Origin of the sequence: Streptomyces sp. NPDC048718, from assembly GCF_043198875.1 — a bacterium.
Taxonomy (GTDB): Bacteria; Actinomycetota; Actinomycetes; order Streptomycetales; family Streptomycetaceae; genus Streptomyces.
Map to the genome: position 1 here is coordinate 481,750 of NZ_JBICVG010000003.1, position 16,287 is coordinate 498,036.

The 16,287-nt window shown below is 72.3% G+C and carries 12 protein-coding genes and 1 pseudogene; 8 read left to right on the forward strand and 5 right to left on the reverse strand.

What is annotated here, in order from left to right:
• Nucleotides 1-232: 232 nt before the first annotated feature.
• Nucleotides 233-3,772, forward strand: coding sequence for a DNA polymerase III subunit alpha (dnaE, locus tag ACGFRB_RS07790; RefSeq protein WP_363011649.1), 3,540 nt, complete (start codon nucleotides 233-235; stop codon nucleotides 3,770-3,772).
• Between the two features lie 83 nt (nucleotides 3,773-3,855).
• On the opposite strand, the gene ACGFRB_RS07795 is transcribed toward dnaE, so the two are convergent.
• Entirely contained in the window at nucleotides 3,856-4,038 is a 183-nt protein-coding gene (locus ACGFRB_RS07795; protein WP_361228450.1) for a hypothetical protein, read from the reverse strand.
• A 235-nt stretch (nucleotides 4,039-4,273) separates the two neighbouring features.
• On the opposite strand from ACGFRB_RS07795, the gene ACGFRB_RS07800 reads away from it, so the two are divergent.
• The 4 genes from ACGFRB_RS07800 to ACGFRB_RS07815 all read left to right on the forward strand — a co-directional run bounded on the left by ACGFRB_RS07800 (nucleotide 4,274) and on the right by ACGFRB_RS07815 (nucleotide 8,533).
• Nucleotides 4,274-5,812 (forward strand): NYN domain-containing protein, encoded by a 1,539-nt coding sequence (locus ACGFRB_RS07800; RefSeq protein WP_393240347.1) that lies wholly within the window; start codon nucleotides 4,274-4,276, stop codon nucleotides 5,810-5,812.
• A gap of 20 nt (nucleotides 5,813-5,832) precedes the next feature.
• Nucleotides 5,833-6,804, forward strand: a complete 972-nt coding sequence (locus ACGFRB_RS07805) for an ABC transporter ATP-binding protein (RefSeq protein WP_363011739.1) — start codon at nucleotides 5,833-5,835, stop codon at nucleotides 6,802-6,804.
• 214 nt (nucleotides 6,805-7,018) lie between these two features.
• A complete protein-coding gene (locus ACGFRB_RS07810; RefSeq protein WP_363011741.1) occupies nucleotides 7,019-7,852 on the forward strand; it encodes an ABC transporter permease in 834 nt (277 codons plus the stop codon).
• A gap of 45 nt (nucleotides 7,853-7,897) precedes the next feature.
• On the forward strand, nucleotides 7,898-8,533 hold the full coding sequence (locus ACGFRB_RS07815; protein WP_363011653.1) for a DUF2567 domain-containing protein: 636 nt from the start codon (nucleotides 7,898-7,900) through the stop codon (nucleotides 8,531-8,533).
• 119 nt (nucleotides 8,534-8,652) lie between these two features.
• On the opposite strand, the gene ybaK is transcribed toward ACGFRB_RS07815, so the two are convergent.
• The 4 genes and pseudogenes from ybaK to ACGFRB_RS07835 form a co-directional block, all read right to left on the reverse strand.
• Nucleotides 8,653-9,150, reverse strand: coding sequence for a Cys-tRNA(Pro) deacylase (ybaK, locus tag ACGFRB_RS07820; protein ID WP_363011655.1), 498 nt, complete (start codon nucleotides 9,148-9,150; stop codon nucleotides 8,653-8,655).
• Between the two features lie 44 nt (nucleotides 9,151-9,194).
• The gene (locus ACGFRB_RS07825; protein ID WP_363011658.1) at nucleotides 9,195-9,932 is read right to left on the reverse strand and encodes an LON peptidase substrate-binding domain-containing protein; all 738 of its coding nucleotides are present in this window, start codon (nucleotides 9,930-9,932) and stop codon (nucleotides 9,195-9,197) included.
• 242 nt (nucleotides 9,933-10,174) lie between these two features.
• Nucleotides 10,175-11,191: pseudogene (locus ACGFRB_RS07830) on the reverse strand (hypothetical protein); the annotation flags it as partial.
• A 212-nt stretch (nucleotides 11,192-11,403) separates the two neighbouring features.
• A complete protein-coding gene (locus ACGFRB_RS07835) occupies nucleotides 11,404-13,008 on the reverse strand; it encodes an oxidoreductase (RefSeq protein ID WP_393240351.1) in 1,605 nt (534 codons plus the stop codon).
• Between the two features lie 172 nt (nucleotides 13,009-13,180).
• Between ACGFRB_RS07835 and hisD the strand changes: the two genes are divergently transcribed.
• From hisD to hisB, 3 genes are read left to right on the forward strand one after another with little or no spacing between them, the layout of a single operon-like run.
• Nucleotides 13,181-14,533 carry a histidinol dehydrogenase gene (gene hisD / locus ACGFRB_RS07840; RefSeq protein ID WP_393240354.1) on the forward strand — a complete coding sequence of 451 codons (1,353 nt, stop codon included), beginning with the start codon at nucleotides 13,181-13,183 and terminating at the stop codon, nucleotides 14,531-14,533.
• A 56-nt stretch (nucleotides 14,534-14,589) separates the two neighbouring features.
• Nucleotides 14,590-15,696 (forward strand): histidinol-phosphate transaminase, encoded by a 1,107-nt coding sequence (locus ACGFRB_RS07845; RefSeq protein WP_393240606.1) that lies wholly within the window; start codon nucleotides 14,590-14,592, stop codon nucleotides 15,694-15,696.
• Nucleotides 15,693-16,286, forward strand: coding sequence for an imidazoleglycerol-phosphate dehydratase HisB (gene hisB / locus ACGFRB_RS07850; RefSeq protein ID WP_361228470.1), 594 nt, complete (start codon nucleotides 15,693-15,695; stop codon nucleotides 16,284-16,286). The genes ACGFRB_RS07845 and hisB overlap by 4 nt, the downstream gene beginning before the upstream one ends.
• Nucleotide 16,287 lies beyond the last annotated feature (1 nt).

Sequence of the window (16,287 nt, forward strand, 5' to 3'; positions counted from 1 at the left end):
GCGGATCAGGCAAGGAACAGGCAAGGATCAGGGGGGATCCGGGGCGAGAGCAGAGGGTGGACCAAGGGGGCGGATCCGGCCGGGCACACGGCCCGCGGGGCATATGACAAAGCGGACAGTCGTGCGACGCCTACACCATGCGACGGCACCCGCCCGGCGGCCGTCGTCACGCCTCCCGGAGACGTAGACTTCCAGGCCTACCCCCCCCAGAAAAGCAGCCGGAGGCAACCCCGTGTCCAAGCCGCCCTTCACGCACCTCCACGTCCACACCCAGTACTCCCTGCTGGACGGTGCCGCGCGGCTGAAGGACATGTTCAACGCGTGCAACGAGATGGGCATGACCCATATCGCGATGTCCGACCACGGCAACCTGCACGGCGCCTACGACTTCTTCCACTCGGCCAAGAAGGCCGGGGTGACCCCGATCATCGGCATCGAGGCCTACGTCGCCCCGGAATCCCGCCGCAACAAGCGGAAGATCCAGTGGGGCCAGCCGCACCAGAAGCGGGACGACGTCTCCGGTTCCGGTGGTTACACCCACAAGACCATCTGGGCCGCGAACGCGACGGGCCTGCACAACCTCTTCAAGCTGTCCTCCGACGCGTACGCCGAGGGCTGGCTCCAGAAGTGGCCCCGGATGGACAAGGAGACCATCGCCCAGTGGTCCGAGGGCCTGATCGCCTCCACCGGCTGTCCCTCCGGCGAGCTCCAGACCCGGCTGCGCCTCGGCCAGTTCGACGAGGCCCTGAAGGCCGCCTCCGAGTACCAGGACATCTTCGGCAAGGACCGCTACTTCCTGGAGCTGATGGACCACGGCATCGAGATCGAGCGCCGGGTCCGCGACGGTCTGCTGGAGATCGGCAAGAAGCTCGGCATCCCGCCGCTGGTCACCAACGACTCGCACTACACCTACGCGCACGAGGCCACCGCCCACGACGCGCTGCTGTGCATCCAGACCGGCAAGAACCTGTCCGACCCGGACCGCTTCCGCTTCGACGGCACCGGCTACTACCTGAAGTCGACGGACGAGATGTACGCCGTCGACTCCTCGGACGCCTGGCAGGAGGGCTGCCGCAACACCCTCCTGGTCGCCGAGCAGGTCGACACCACCGGCATGTTCGAAAAGCGCGACCTCATGCCGAAGTTCGACATCCCCGAGGGCTACACCGAGGTCACCTGGTTCCGCGAGGAGACCATGCGCGGCATGGCCCGCCGCTTCCCCGACGGCATCCCGGACGACCGCATGAAGCAGGTCGAGTACGAGATGGACACCATCATCTCGATGGGCTTCCCGGGCTACTTCCTCGTCGTCGCCGACTTCATCATGTGGGCGAAGAAGCAGGGCATCGCCGTGGGCCCGGGCCGAGGCTCCGCGGCCGGCTCGATCGTCGCGTACGCCATGGGCATCACCGACCTCGACCCGATCCCGCACGGTCTGATCTTCGAGCGCTTCCTCAACCCCGAGCGCATCTCGATGCCCGATGTCGACATCGACTTCGACGAGCGCAGGCGCGTCGAGGTGATCCGGTACGTGACCGAGAAGTACGGCGCCGACAAGGTCGCCATGATCGGCACGTACGGCAAGATCAAGGCCAAGAACGCGATCAAGGACTCCGCCCGCGTCCTCGGCTACCCGTACGCGATGGGCGACCGGCTCACCAAGGCCATGCCCGCCGACGTCCTCGGCAAGGGCATCGACCTCGACGGCATCACCAACCCCTCCCACCCGCGCTACAGCGAGGCGGGCGAGATCCGGGCGATGTACGAGAACGAGCCGGACGTCAAGAAGGTCATCGACACCGCCAAGGGCGTCGAGGGCCTGGTCCGCCAGATGGGTGTGCACGCCGCCGGCGTGATCATGTCCAGCGAGCCGATCGTCGACCACGCCCCGATCTGGGTGCGGCACACCGACGGCGTCACCATCACCCAGTGGGACTACCCGCAGTGCGAGTCGCTCGGCCTGCTGAAGATGGACTTCCTGGGCCTGCGCAACCTCACCATCATGGACGACGCCGTCAAGATGGTGAAGGCGAACAAGGGCATCGACCTGGACCTGCTCGCCCTGCCGCTGGACGACCCGAAGACCTTCGAACTGCTCCAGCGCGGCGACACCCTCGGCGTCTTCCAGTTCGACGGCGGCCCCATGCGGTCCCTGCTGCGGCTGATGAAGCCCGACAACTTCGAAGACATCTCCGCCGTGTCCGCGCTCTACCGCCCGGGCCCGATGGGCATGAACTCGCACACGAACTACGCGCTCCGCAAGAACGGCCAGCAGGAGATCACGCCGATCCACAAGGAGCTGGAAGAGCCGCTCCAGGAGGTTCTGGCGGTCACCTACGGCCTGATCGTGTACCAGGAGCAGGTGCAGAAGGCCGCGCAGATCATCGCCGGCTACTCGCTCGGCGAGGCCGACATCCTCCGCCGCGTCATGGGCAAGAAGAAGCCCGACGAGCTGGCGAAGAACTTCACCATCTTCCAGGCCGGCGCCCAGAAGAACGGCTACAGCGACGAGGCCATCCAGGCCCTGTGGGACGTCCTGGTCCCGTTCGCCGGCTACGCCTTCAACAAGGCGCACTCCGCCGCGTACGGACTGGTCTCGTACTGGACCGCGTACCTCAAGGCCAACTACCCGGCCGAGTACATGGCGGGTCTGCTGACCTCGGTCAAGGACGACAAGGACAAGTCGGCCGTCTATCTGAACGAGTGCCGCCGCATGGGCATCAAGGTGCTCCCGCCGAACGTCAACGAGTCGGAGGCGAACTTCGCCGCCCAGGGTGACGACGTCATCCTGTTCGGCCTCACCGCCGTCCGTAACGTCGGCTCCAACGTCGTCGAGTCGATCATCCGTACGCGCAAGAGCAAGGGGAAGTACAGCTCCTTCCCCGACTTCCTCGACAAGGTCGAGGCCGTCGTCTGCAACAAGCGCACCATCGAGTCGCTGATCAAGGCCGGCGCCTTCGACACCATGGGCCACACCCGCAAGGGCCTGGTCGCCCAGCACGAGCCCATGATCGACACCGTGGTCGCGGTCAAGCGCAAGGAGGCCGAGGGTCAGTTCGACCTCTTCGGCGGGATGGGCGAGGAGGACAGCGACGAGCCGGGCTTCGGTCTCGACGTCGAGTTCTCCGACGTCGAGTGGGAGAAGGCCTATCTGCTCGCGCAGGAGCGCGAGATGCTCGGTCTGTACGTCTCCGACCACCCGCTCTTCGGCCTCGAACACGTCCTGTCCGACAAGTCCGACGCGGGCATCTCCCAGCTCACCGGCGGCGAGCACGCGGACGGCGCGGTCGTCACCATCGGCGGCATCATCTCCGGCCTCCAGCGGAAGATGACCAAGCAGGGCAACGCCTGGGCCATCGCCACGGTCGAGGACCTGGCCGGTTCCATCGAGTGCATGTTCTTCCCGGCCACCTACCAGCTGGTCTCCACCCAGCTGATCGAGGACGCCGTCGTCTTCGTCAAGGGCCGGCTCGACAAGCGCGAGGACATCCCGCGGCTTGTCGCCATGGAGCTGATGGTCCCCGACCTGTCCAACGCGGGCACCAACGCGCCGGTGATCCTCACCATCCCCACGGTCCGGGTGACCCCGCCGATGATCAGCCGGCTCGGCGAGATCCTCCAGAGCCACAAGGGCAACACCGAGGTCCGCATCAAGCTCCAGGGCCCGCGCAGCACCACCGTGCTGCGGCTCGACCGGCACCGGGTCACGGCCGACCCGGCGCTCTTCGGTGATCTGAAGGTGCTGCTCGGCCCGTCCTGCCTGGCCGGTTAGCCGGCACCGTACCCAACGGCCTTACGCGCGAGGGGCGCGCCCGTCGTCACGGGCGCGCCCCTCGGTGCTGTGTGCCGGGCCGGTCAGTTGTGACCGAAGCGCTTCTGGCGGCCCTTGCGGGCGATGTCGCCCGGGGTGACCTGGCTTGTGCGCTGCTCCGACTGGGCCTCGAGTGAGGACCGCTGCGCCTGCTGGGTGCCGCGTTCGGCCGGGGTGGCGCGCTGCTGCTGTTGCTGACTGCGGTCCTGCTTGCGGTTCTTGGCCATGGGGTGGTGCCTCCTCGTGGGGGTCTGAGCTCTGGGGGCCGGGCCGCTGTCAGACTCACACACGGGGCAATGCGTCGCATTTTGGATCATTACGGACGGTAGGCGCCACCCTGAAGTGAGATTCGCCACGCCGATGATCCAGTTCCGGACCTCAACCACACCCCGGTCGGGCAGACTCGAAGAATCCTGGAGCACTTCCGATCCCGAGATCCCCGAAGAGTGTGGGCGAAAGAGGGTGGAACACGTGGACCGATGCGTCGTCCTGGTGGACGCCGGCTACCTGCTGGGCGCAGCCGCCAGTCTCCTCGCCGGAGAGCCGGCCCGCGCGCGGATCGCCGTGGACCACACGGCGCTCATCCGGCAGCTGCGCGAATGCGCCGAGGCCGACACCCGGTTGCCCCTGCTGCGGATCTACTGGTTCGACGGCGCGCCCGGCCGCGCACCCCAGCCCGAGCACCGCAGACTGCGCGTCCTGCCCCGGGTCACCGTCCGGCTGGGTGCGCTGACCCGAAGCGACGGCCGCTGGGCGCAGAAGGGCGTCGACGCCGCGATGCACACCGAGCTCACCGAACTGTCCCGTAACCGCGCCTGCTCCGACATCGTCCTCGTCACCGGCGACGGCGATCTGCTGCCCGGTCTGATGTCCGCCAAGGAACACGGCGTCGCCGTCCACCTCTGGGCCGTCCAGGCCGCCGACGGCGACTACAACCAGTCCGAGGACCTGGTGGCCGAGGCCGACGAGCGCCGGGTGCTCGACCGGGCCTGGATCACCCGGGCCATCCGCGCCAAGGAACTGGGCGGTTCGTGCGCCCAGCCGCCCGTGCCGCGTCCCGAGATCGCCGCGATCCTCTCCGCGCCGCTGCCCGAGTCCGGGCTCTCCGCCGCCGACCGGTCCGCGGATCGGGCCGCCGACCGGGTCACCGATCGGGGCATCGTGCCGGCGGACGGGGCCGCAGGGCCGGGAGCGGACCCGGGTCTCGACCGGAGCCCCGACCGGGGTCTCGACCGGGATCTCGACCGGGACCAGGGACAGGGACACGACCAAGGGCACGGGGAGGGGCACGACCACGACCACGACCACGACCGGGACCTGGACCGGGGACCGGGCCGCGAGTCGGAGCCGGAACCGGAGTACGCCGGAGTCGTCGTCCACAGCCGCGACGCGGACGAAGAGGAAGGCGGGGACCGGGAGCGGGACCGGGACACCGGCGCCTCGCTGAACGGCTCCGCCGCCCCCGCGCCCCCGGGCGGCCGGACGACCGTCCCCACCCCCAAGGACCTCGCCGGGCTGCGCGCCCCCGCCACCGCCCTCGCGTCCGCCCCGCAGCCGGCGAGCGCCACCCTGCGCTGGTCCTCCGACCGGGGCTGGATCGACCGCCCGCCGTCGCTCGGCGAACCCGCCGAGACGGCCCTGCTGCCCACCCTCGCCCAGCTCACCAGCGCCGAGCAGCGCTGGGCCGACCGCGAGGAGGACATCACCACCGTCGGCGGCGACCCCTACGAGGTGGGCCAGGTCTTCGCCCGCCGCTGGCTGGACCGGCTGCCCGAGCCCGGCCACGTGCCCCGGCTCGCCGCCATGTACCCGCGCATCCCGCACCGCATCGACGGCGAACTACTCCGCTATGCCGCGCGTTTCGGACTTCTCGCCCACAAGGACGACCAGATCGACGAGCACGACCGGTACGCGATCCGGGCCGGATTCTGGCGCGAGATCGATCTGCACGCCGCCGCCCGACCCGCCCCCGCGCCCGAGGAGGCGGACGCGACCACGTAGGCTCATCCCTCGTGAGTACGGTGTGCGAGGTGCGGGATCTGGTCAAGACGTACCCCGCCACACGCGGCAGGCGCGGCACTCCGGCGACCTCGGAGGTGCGGGCCACCGACGGGATCAGCCTCGATGTGCGCGGTGGCGAGATCTTCGGACTGCTCGGCCCCAACGGGGCCGGCAAGTCCACCCTGGTCCGCCAGCTCACCGGTCTGATGCGCCCCGACTCCGGCTCCGTACGCCTCCTCGGCCACGACCTGGTGCGCCACCCCGAGCGCGCCTCCCGGCTGCTCGCGTACCTCGGCCAGGAGTCCACCGCCCTCGACGAGCTGACCGTCGCCCTCGCCGCCGAGACCACCGGCCGGCTGCGCGGGCTCGGGGTCCACGAGGCCCGCGCCGAGCGCGACGCCGTCCTCGACGAGCTGGGCCTCGCCCCGATCGCCGGCCGGCCGCTGAAGAAGCTTTCCGGCGGCCAGCGCCGGCTCGCCTGCTTCGCCGCCGCCCTCGTCGGCGAGCGGCCCGTCCTCGTCCTCGACGAGCCCACCACCGGCATGGACCCCGTCGCCCGCCGCGCCGTGTGGGCCGCCGTCGACCGCCGCCGCGCCGAGCGCGGCAGCACCGTCCTGCTCGTCACCCACAACGTCATCGAGGCCGAGACCGTCCTCGACCGGGTCGCCGTCATCGACCGCGGCCGGGTCATCGCCTGCGACACCCCGAGCGGGCTCAAGGAGCGCGTCGCGGGGGAGGTCCGGGTCGAGCTGGTGTGGCGCGAGCGCGCCCCGCTCGACGTCCCCGAGGTGGCCGCGCTGCGCGAACTCGCCCAGGAGTCGGGCCGCCGCTGGGTGCTGCGGCTCGCCCCGGACGAGGCCCGGGCGGCGGTCGCCGCGGTGACCGGCGGGGCGGCGTTCGCCTCCCTCGACGACTTCACCCTGGCGACGCCGAGCCTGGAGGACGTGTACCTGGCGCTCGGCGGGCAGGCCCGGGGGCTGGTCAAGGCATGACAGGCACGATGGGCATGACGGGCGCGACGGGCACGGGCACGCACGGGGTAGCCTGCGCCGCACCCCACCGCACGAGCGAGGGCGCGCCCCTCGGCACGACCCGCGGCGTGAGCCACGGTGCGCCCCGTGCCGTGCCGGGCGCCGCGACCGGTGCCGCGCCCCGTCCCGCGACGGGTGGAACGACGTACGCATGGACTGTCAGGAGCTGGACGAGTTGAGCACCCTGCCCGCCGAGGCCCCGCCGGCCGCCGGCGCCGCCGCGGCCCGCCCGGCCCGGGGCGAGGAACCCGGCGCCGCGCCGCTCGCCCCCCGCGCCCGGCTGCTGCCCGCCCTCGCCGCCGTCTACCGCGCCCAGCTCTCGCGCGCCCGGGTCTCCCGGATCCCGCTGCTCTTCGTGGCCACCTTCCAGTCCGTCGGCATCATGATCCTGATGCGCGGGGTCGTGGACGGCGGCTCGGAGGCCCGGGCCGTGGTGGCCGGCTCCGCCGTCCTCGTCGTCGCGTTCGTCGCCCTCAACCTGCTCGCCCAGTACTTCGGCCAGCTCCGGGCCGGCGGCGGGCTCGACCACTACGCGACCCTCCCGGTGCCGCCCGCCGCCGTGGTCCTCGGCGCGGCCGGCGCGTACGCCTCCTTCACCGTGCCCGGCACGGTGCTCACGGCCGTCGCCGGTTCCGTCCTGTTCGGGCTGCCGCTCGGCCATCTGTGGATCCTGGCGGCCGTCGTCCCGCTGTCCGGGGCGGCGCTCGCCGGACTCGGCGCGGCCCTCGGCCTGCTCGCCCCCCGGCCGGAACTGGCCACCCTGCTCGGCCAGCTCGGCATGTCGGCGGCGCTGCTCCTCGGCGTCCTGCCGGCCGACCGGATGCCCGGCCCGATCGCCTGGGCCCGGGACCTGCTGCCCTCCACGTACGGAGTGGAGGCCCTGGCCCGCACCTTCGACCCCCACCCGGACTGGGTGGCCGTCGGCCTCGACCTCGCGGTGTGCGGGGCGGTGGGTGTGGTGTCGCTCGCGGTGGCGACCTGGGCCTACCGGCGGGCCGCGGTGCGCTGACGTCCCGGCGCGGCGGCACACAGACACACCTGGCACGATGGCGTGGTGACCGCACCCCTGACGCCCCCGCACGAGCCGCCGCCCGACCCCTTCGGTTTCGCGAACCCGCCGGAGCCGCCCGACGGCGGTCCCGTCACGCCGGCCGAGATCCGGCAGGCCGCCGTGGTCGCCCTCGTCTCGGGTGTGGCCGGGGTACTGCTCGGGCTGATGTGGCTGTGGCTGGCGCCGAGGGTCGGGCTGATCTCCGACGGCAAGGCGGTCTATCTGCGCAACAGCGAGGCGGAGGCGGCCGTCGGCGGGGACGGTACGTTCATCCTGCTCGCCCTCGGCTTCGGGGCCGTGGCCGGGATCCTGGCCTTCCTGGTCCACCGGCGCGGCGGGGTCCCGCTGGTGTTCGGCCTGGCGCTGGGCGGGGTGCTCGGTTCGCTGCTGGCCTGGGGCGCGGGCATCTGGCTGGGACCGGGGGGCGACGTGGTCGCCCGGGCCAAGGAGGTCGGCCCCAAGGTTCCCTTCGACGCGCCGCTCGAACTGAACATGGCCGCGGCCGCGATGCTGGCCTGGCCGATCGGCGCCATGATCACGCACCTGCTGTGCACGGCCCTGTTCGGGCCCCGCGACCCGCGGCCCGAGCCGCAGCTCTGGCCGCCGGTTCCGCCGGCGCCGCAGGCCCCCTCGCACTGACGCCCGGCGCGGCGCGAGAAGCGATCCGGCCCCTGTCCCCGCGCGCGTACGGCGAGGGGACAGGGGCCGGAGTGGTTCCCGAGCGCGGACGTGGCAGGCGGGGTCCCGGTGGCCTGGCGTCAGGCGCGGCCGATCGGGGCCAGGACGGCGCCGGTGAGACCCGCCAGATCCTGCGGGGTCAGTTCGACCTCCAGACCGCGCCGGCCCGCCGAGACGCAGATGGTCTCGTGGTCCGAGGCCGAGTCGTCGAGCACGGTCCGCAGCCGCTTGCGCTGCCCCAGCGGGGAGATCCCGCCCCGTACATAGCCGGTGGTCCGCTCGGCCGCCGCCGGGTCCGCCATCGCGGCGCGCTTGCCGCCGACCGCCGCCGCCAGGGCCTTCAGATCGAGCTGGCCGGCCACCGGGACGACCGCGACCGTCAGCTCCCCGTCCACGTCCGCGACCAGCGTCTTGAACACCCGCGCGGGCGACACCCCGAGCGCCTCGGCCGCCTCCCCGCCGTACGAGGGGGCCGCCGGGTCGTGGTCGTAGGAGTGCAGGGTGTACGCCGTGCCGGCCGCGGTCAGCGCGACCGTCGCCGGGGTCCCGCCGCCGCTCTTCTTCTGCTTCTTCGCCACCTGGAGTTCTCTTCTCTCGGACCGGCCGGGGCTTGGGGGGTGTCCTAGTTCGGGCTGGTCGGCGTACGGGTCAGCTCCACCGCCGGGAGCGACGGCAGATGGCGCAGCACCGCCGTCTCGGCCCGCAGCAGGGCCAGCTCCTCACGCAGCCGGGACGCGGTGTCCGGCGCCTGGAGCAGTCGTTGCTTCGCCGGGGTGTCCAGGACCGTCGCGGCGGCCACCAGATAGGAGACCACCGACGGGTCGTCGGGCAGCTCGCTCGTGGTCAGCGACCGCTCCCGGGCTCCCGCGAGCCGCTTCTGGTACGCGCGGAAGGCCCGCAGCACGCCCTCGGAGAGCGGACCGGCCTCCTCGCCCTGCTCCTCGGGGACGTCCTCGACCTCGGCCGTCAGGAACGGTCCGGTCGCGTCGACGGAGAGCAGCCGTACCCGGGTGGTGCCGGTGGCCATCACATCGAAGCCGCCGTCGGGGCGCTCGCGGATGGACACCGCGTCGGCCACGCAGCCGACCTCGTGGAAGGACCGGAGCGGGTCGGGGCCGAAGCCGGCCGCCGGTCCCTTCTCCGGGAGTTTCGTCTGGTCCGGCAGACCGGGCGCCGTCGGCGCGGTCTCCCGGCCGTCGCGGATGGCGACGACGGCGAAGCGGCGTGGCTCGGACTCGTCCGTCCGGAGCAGTTCGCGCATCAGGGCGCGATAACGCTCCTCGAAGACGTTCAGGGGCAGCACGAGGCCCGGGAACAGCACCGCGTTGAGCGGGAAGAGTGGCAGACGAGCGGTGGTCACAGCGGTCAAGCGTAATGGCCGCCGGGCCCGCCCCGGCCGGGCCGCCCGTTCGGACCCGTACGATCGGCCCCCGCGCCCGCGCCCCGGACCGCTTCCGGGACCGCTTCGGCGCGGCCCGGATCACCCGCCCGGGACCCTGGCAGGACCACGGATCCGGCCTCTGACGCGAGCCCGGATCCGACCTCGGATCCGATCTCGGCCTCGCCCCCGGCCTCGCCCCCGACCTGGGTCTCGCCTCCGGTGCGCAGCGGGGTACGGCGCGCCACCTCGCGTACGGCGGTGGTCCGGGCGTCCAGGAAGCCGCGCAGCGGGTCGTCGGCGATCAGCCGCCACGGGAACGAGGTCGCGTGCGGGCCGATCCGCCGGAACTCGGCCAGCGCGTCGTGCGGGCGGCCCCGCGCCACCAGGACGTACACCAGCAGATTGCGCACCTCGGCGGGCCACAGATCACCCGCCGGGTACTCCGCCGACAGTGCAAGCGCCCGGTCGGCCGCCGCGTCGATCCGCTCGCCGGGCACCCCGTGCTCGGCCCAGGCCCCGGCGATCAGCTGCGCGAAGGCGGCCCGTACCGGCAGCGCCTGAGCCAGGGACCCGGGCAGCGCGTCCTCGGCGGCCTGCTCGGCGAAGTCGAAGCACTCGCGGTGCGGGCGGTGGGGGCGGCCGCCGCCCCGCGCGCCGTCCTGGGCCGACAGGTACTTCAGGGCCGCCACATGGCTGCCGTAGTGGTGCGGGGCCCGGCGGACGGCCTGTTCCCACAGCGCCTCGAAGGCGGAGTGCCCGGCGCGGGTGCCGTGGGCGTGGTCCAGGGCCAGCCGCCAGGGCACCGGGTCGCGCGGGCAAGCCTCGGCCGCCGCCTGGATCAGCGGTCCGGTCTCGCGCAGCCGTTCGGCCCGCGCGGGGGAGTCCCAGGCGCGGCGGACCGCGAGCTGCGCGTGGACGAGCAGGGCGTCGGGGTCGTCGGGGGTGTCCGCGAGCCAGCGGTGCAGCCAGCCGTCCCGGTGGTACGCGAAGGCGGCGAGCCGGGTCACATGGCGGTCCCGGTCCTCCCACGCGGCGGCGTCCCGGGTGGCGGCGAGCAGCCCGGCGGCCGGCCCCGGGTCGCCGAGGGCGGCCGCGACCAGGGCCGGAGCCAGCCGGGTGTCCGGTACGTCGAGCAGCACGTCGTCGTCCGGCGGGCATCCGGCGGCGAGCCGGGGCGCGTGCCGGACCAGGCGTGCGGTGCCGATCAGGGCGCGGAGCAGTGACATCGTGCGCATCATTGAAAACCGCAGGTGAGGGCGGCGCCAGTGGCGGCCTGTGAAGCTTTGGTGGCGGCCGGAAGGTTGTATTGGCGGGGGTCAAGACAGCGTAAAGAAAGGGGCGAACCGGTGCTGATGCGACCCCCCTTTCTTCACCCCCGCCCCACCCACCACACCCACCACCCATCCAGCCCGCCCGCACCACCCACCCGCACAGCGCAGCGCCCCGCCCCCTACCCCCGCCGCAGCAACCGCGACGCCCCCGCCGCCACTGTTGTTGCCAGCACCCAGCCGACCAGGATCAGCCCGGTCGACAGCCATTGCCACAGACCTTCCATCCGCCAGAAGCCGACCTCACCCAGGTCGATGACCGGCAGCAGCAGGTCGAGCGCGTACAGCGTGGCGTCCCAGTGCGGCGCCTCGTCGGGCTTGAGCGCCACCGGTTCGTACAGCGAGAAGGCGTACGCGCTGGCCGCCCACAGCACCGCCATCCACAGCGCGGCCCGTCCGGGCCGGTAGCCGTACGCCACCGCCAGGTCCTGTACGTACCCCCACAGCTTCCCGGCGACCGGCAGCGTCTCGCGCCGCCGCCGCTGTTTGGCGAGCAGCACCTCGCGCGCGTCGGCGTCCTCGCCACTGTTGCGCAGCACGGTCGCGAGGCGTTCGTACGGCTCGGGCGCGTACTCCGGGGTGGCGGCCGCGACCCATTCCAGGCGCCGGGCCAGCGGGAAGTGCCCGTAGGGGACAAGGTTCTCGTAGACGAATCCGCTCATCGCGAGCCCGCCGGGGCCCGGCCAGCTGCCGGCCAGGTCGATCAGGGTCACCACCTTCGCCCCGTTGAGCACCACCCGGCCCTCCTCGGGGCGCTCTCCGACGAAGCGCAGTTCGGGGGTGACGATCCGGCGCAGCGAGAACTCCTCGCGCTGGGCTCCGTCCAGGACGAAGCGGGCGTGCGTCAGGTCCACCGAGTCGCCGAATCGTCCGTCGTCGAGCCGCACTCCGCCGTGGCACTCCACGGCCTTGCGCCGGCCGCCCTGGGCCGGGGTCAACCCGTACGGCGGAGTGGTCGTGGTGGAGGGCACCGAGCTGTCGTAGACCCAGGCGGAGTCCAGGTACAGGGTGCGTTCGACGGTCATCTGTGGCGCGTTCAGGGCGCGGCGCTGCTGGGAGCCGCGCAGCACGCTGCCCCGCAGGCTGAGCGACACGCCGACGCGCGCCCCGCGCAGGCTCACCTCCCCGTAGGTCTCGATCAGCTCGGCCTGGAAGTCCTGCGCGACCACCAGGCCGTCGGCGGTGATGGCCCGGCCGCGCCGGTCCGGCCACACCCGGGTCTGGTTGATCAGCAGGTCCGTCCCGATCTGCGCGTCGGTGAGCCGGATGCCCCGTTCGACCCGGCAGCGCGGCAGGTGCAGATCGCCGGCGGTGTGCAGGCGCGCCGCCTCCAGGCGGGGAATGGCGCACTCCACCATCCGCAGCGTCCCGAACCGGGCCTCCGGCAGGACCACCTCCTCGTCGAACCGGCACCCGTTCATTTCCACGTACGGGCCTATCTCGCCGCCCGCCAGATTCAGCGCTCCGGTGATCCGCACCCCGCGCAGCTTGAGCGCCGCGACCCGCCCGGCCCGCGCCGGCGGGCCGTGCAGCAGCAACAGCGCCACGATCTGGGCCCGTACGCTCCGTTCCTCGTCCCACACCTCGCGCACCGCGAACGGATCGTCCCGTTCGGCGACCCCTTCTCGCAGGTCACAGGTGTCACCGATCCGGAACGCCCGCCACATCTCCCGCTCGGGGCCGCTCAGGCCCTCGGGCATTTGGTCGTCCTCGCGCGGCTCGGTCACTGCCGCCCCCTCGCTTCCCACGATTCCGTTTCCCGGATTCGTACAGCCGTTCTTCCCGCTGTGTGACGGACTGAACGCTAACGGTCAGGAGTGGCGGGCAGTCGCCAGAGTGGTTCGTATCAGCCAGTGATACGAACGACCGGCTTCCTGGGGCGTCTGAGAGAATTGACCCGTGATCTCTCGAATCGATCTGCGTGGCGAGGCCCTCCCCGAGGGTTCCGCACTGCGCGACCTGCTGCCCCGTGCCGAGTTCGACGTGGAAGCCGCCCTGGAGAAGGTGCGGCCCATCTGCGAGGGCGTACGGCATCATGGCGCGGCCGCGGTGATCGATTACGGGGAGAAATTCGACGGCGTCCGGCCGGCGAGCCTGCGGGTTCCCGCCGAGGCACTGGCCCGCGCCCTGGAGGAGCTGGATCCGGCCGTCCGCGCGGCCCTGGAGGAGTCCATCCGGCGGGCCCGCATGGTCCACCGCGACCAGCGCCGCACCACCCACACCACCCAGGTCGTCCCCGGCGGCACGGTCACCGAGAAGTGGATCCCGGTGACCCGCGTCGGCCTCTACGTGCCCGGCGGCCGCTCCGTCTACCCGTCCTCCGTCGTGATGAACGTCGTCCCGGCGCAGGAGGCCGGCGTCGAGGGCATCGCCGTGTCCTCCCCGCCGCAGAAGGAGTTCGACGGCCTGCCGCACCCCACGATCCTCGCCGCCTGCGCCCTGCTCGGCGTCGACGAGGTGTACGCGGCCGGCGGCGCCCAGGCCATCGCGATGTTCGCGTACGGCACCGAGGGCGCCCGGGGCACGGCGGGCGAGCCCGGCTGCGCCCCCGTCGACCTGGTCACCGGCCCCGGCAACATCTACGTCGCCGCCGCCAAGCGCCTGCTCAAGGGCCGTATCGGCATCGACGCCGAGGCCGGCCCCACCGAGATCGCGATCCTCGCGGACGACACGGCCGACCCGGCGCACCTCGCCGCCGACCTGATCAGCCAGGCCGAGCACGACCCGATGGCCGCCGCCGTCCTCGTCACCGACTCGGCGGAGCTGGCCGAGGCCACCGAGGCCGAGCTGAAGGCCCAGGTCGCCGCCTCCAAGCACGTCGACGACCGGATCGTCCCGGCCCTCGCCGGCCGGCAGTCCGCGATCGTCCTGGTCGACGGCCTGGAGGACGGCCTCAAGGTCGTCGACGCCTACGGCGCCGAGCACCTGGAGATCCAGACCGCGAACGCCGCCGCCGTCGCCGACCGGGTCCGCAACGCGGGCGCGATCTTCGTCGGCCCCTGGGCGCCGGTCTCCCTCGGCGACTACTGCGCCGGCTCCAACCACGTCCTGCCCACCGGCGGCTGCGCCTGCCACTCCTCAGGCCTGTCCGTGCAGTCCTTCCTGCGCGGTGTGCACATCGTGGACTACACGCGCGACGCGCTCGCCGACGTCGCCCACCACGTGGTGACCCTCGCCGAGGCCGAGGACCTGCCGGCCCACGGCGCGGCGATCAAGGCAAGGTTCGGCTGGAAGGTTCCGGAGAACAAGTGACTTCGCACGACCCCGCACGGCCGGACGACGCGCTCGGCACGCCCGGCACACTCGGCATTGACGATCTCCCCATCCGCGACGAGCTGCGCGGCAAGACCCCGTACGGCGCGCCCCAGCTCGACGTGCCCGTCCAGCTGAACACCAACGAGAACCCCTACCCGCTGCCCGAGCCCCTGGTGGCCCGGATCGCGGAGCGGGTCGCCGAGGCCGCCCGCGGCCTCAACCGCTACCCCGACCGCGACGCGGTCGAGCTGCGCACCGAGCTGGCGCGCTACCTCACCCGTACGGGCGGACACGAGGTCGGTGTCCGCAACGTCTGGGCCGCCAACGGCTCCAACGAGGTCCTCCAGCAGCTCCTCCAGACCTTCGGCGGCCCCGGCCGCACCGCGATCGGCTTCGAGCCCTCGTACTCGATGCACGCGCTGATCGCCCGGGGCACCGGCACCGGCTGGATCTCCGGCCCCCGCAACGACGACTTCACCATCGACGTCGACGCGGCCCGCCGCGCCCTCGCCACCCACGCGCCGGACATCGTCTTCATCACCTCGCCCAACAACCCCACGGGCACGGCGGTCGAGACGGAGACGGTCCTCGCGCTGTACGAGGCCGCCCAGGCCGCGAAGCCCTGCATGGTGGTGCTGGACGAGGCGTACGTGGAGTTCGGCCACCGCCCCTCGCTGCTGCCGCTGCTCGACGGCCGGCCGAACCTGGTCGTCTCGCGGACCATGTCCAAGGCGTTCGGCGCCGCCGGGCTTCGCCTCGGCTATCTGGCCGCCCACCCGGCCGTGGTCGACGCCGTCCAGCTGGTCCGCCTGCCGTACCACCTGTCCGCCGTCACCCAGGCCACCGCGCTCGCCGCCCTGGAGTACACCGACACCCTCCTCGGGTACGTCGAGCAGCTCAAGGCCGAGCGCGACCGCCTCGTCGAGGAGCTGCGGTCGATGGGCTACGAGGTGACGGAATCCGACGCCAACTTCGTCCAGTTCGGCCGCTTCGACGGGCCCGGGGGAGCCCATGAGGCATGGCGGAAGATCCTCGACCGGGGTGTCCTGGTCAGGGACAACGGCGTACCGGGCCGGCTGCGGGTCACCGCCGGCACCCCCCAGGAGAACGACGCGTTCCTCGACGCGGTTCGTGAGTTGAAAAAGGAGCAGAGCGCATGAGCCGCGTAGGCCGCGTGGAACGCACCACCAAGGAGACGTCCGTCGTCGTCGAGATAGACCTCGACGGCACCGGAAGGGTCGACGTGTCGACCGGGGTCGGATTCTTCGACCACATGCTCGACCAGCTCGGCCGGCACGGTCTGTTCGACCTGACCGTGAAGACCGACGGCGATCTGCACATCGACTCGCACCACACCATCGAGGACACCGCCCTCGCGCTCGGCGCCGCCTTCCGGCAGGCCCTCGGCGACAAGGTCGGCATCTACCGCTTCGGCAACTGCACCGTCCCGCTGGACGAGTCGCTCGCCCAGGTCACCGTCGACCTCTCCGGCCGCCCCTACCTGGTGCACACCGAGCCCGAGAACATGGCGCCGATGATCGGCGCGTACGACACCACCATGACCCGGCACATCCTGGAGTCCTTCGTGGCCCAGGCGCAGGTCGCGCTGCACGTCCACGTGCCGTACGGGCGCAACGCGCACCACATCGTCGAGTGCCAGTTCAAGGCGCTGGCGCGGGCCCTGCGCTATGCCTCCGAGCGCGACACCCGCGCCGCCGGAATCCTCCCCTCGACGAAGGGCGCGCTCTAAC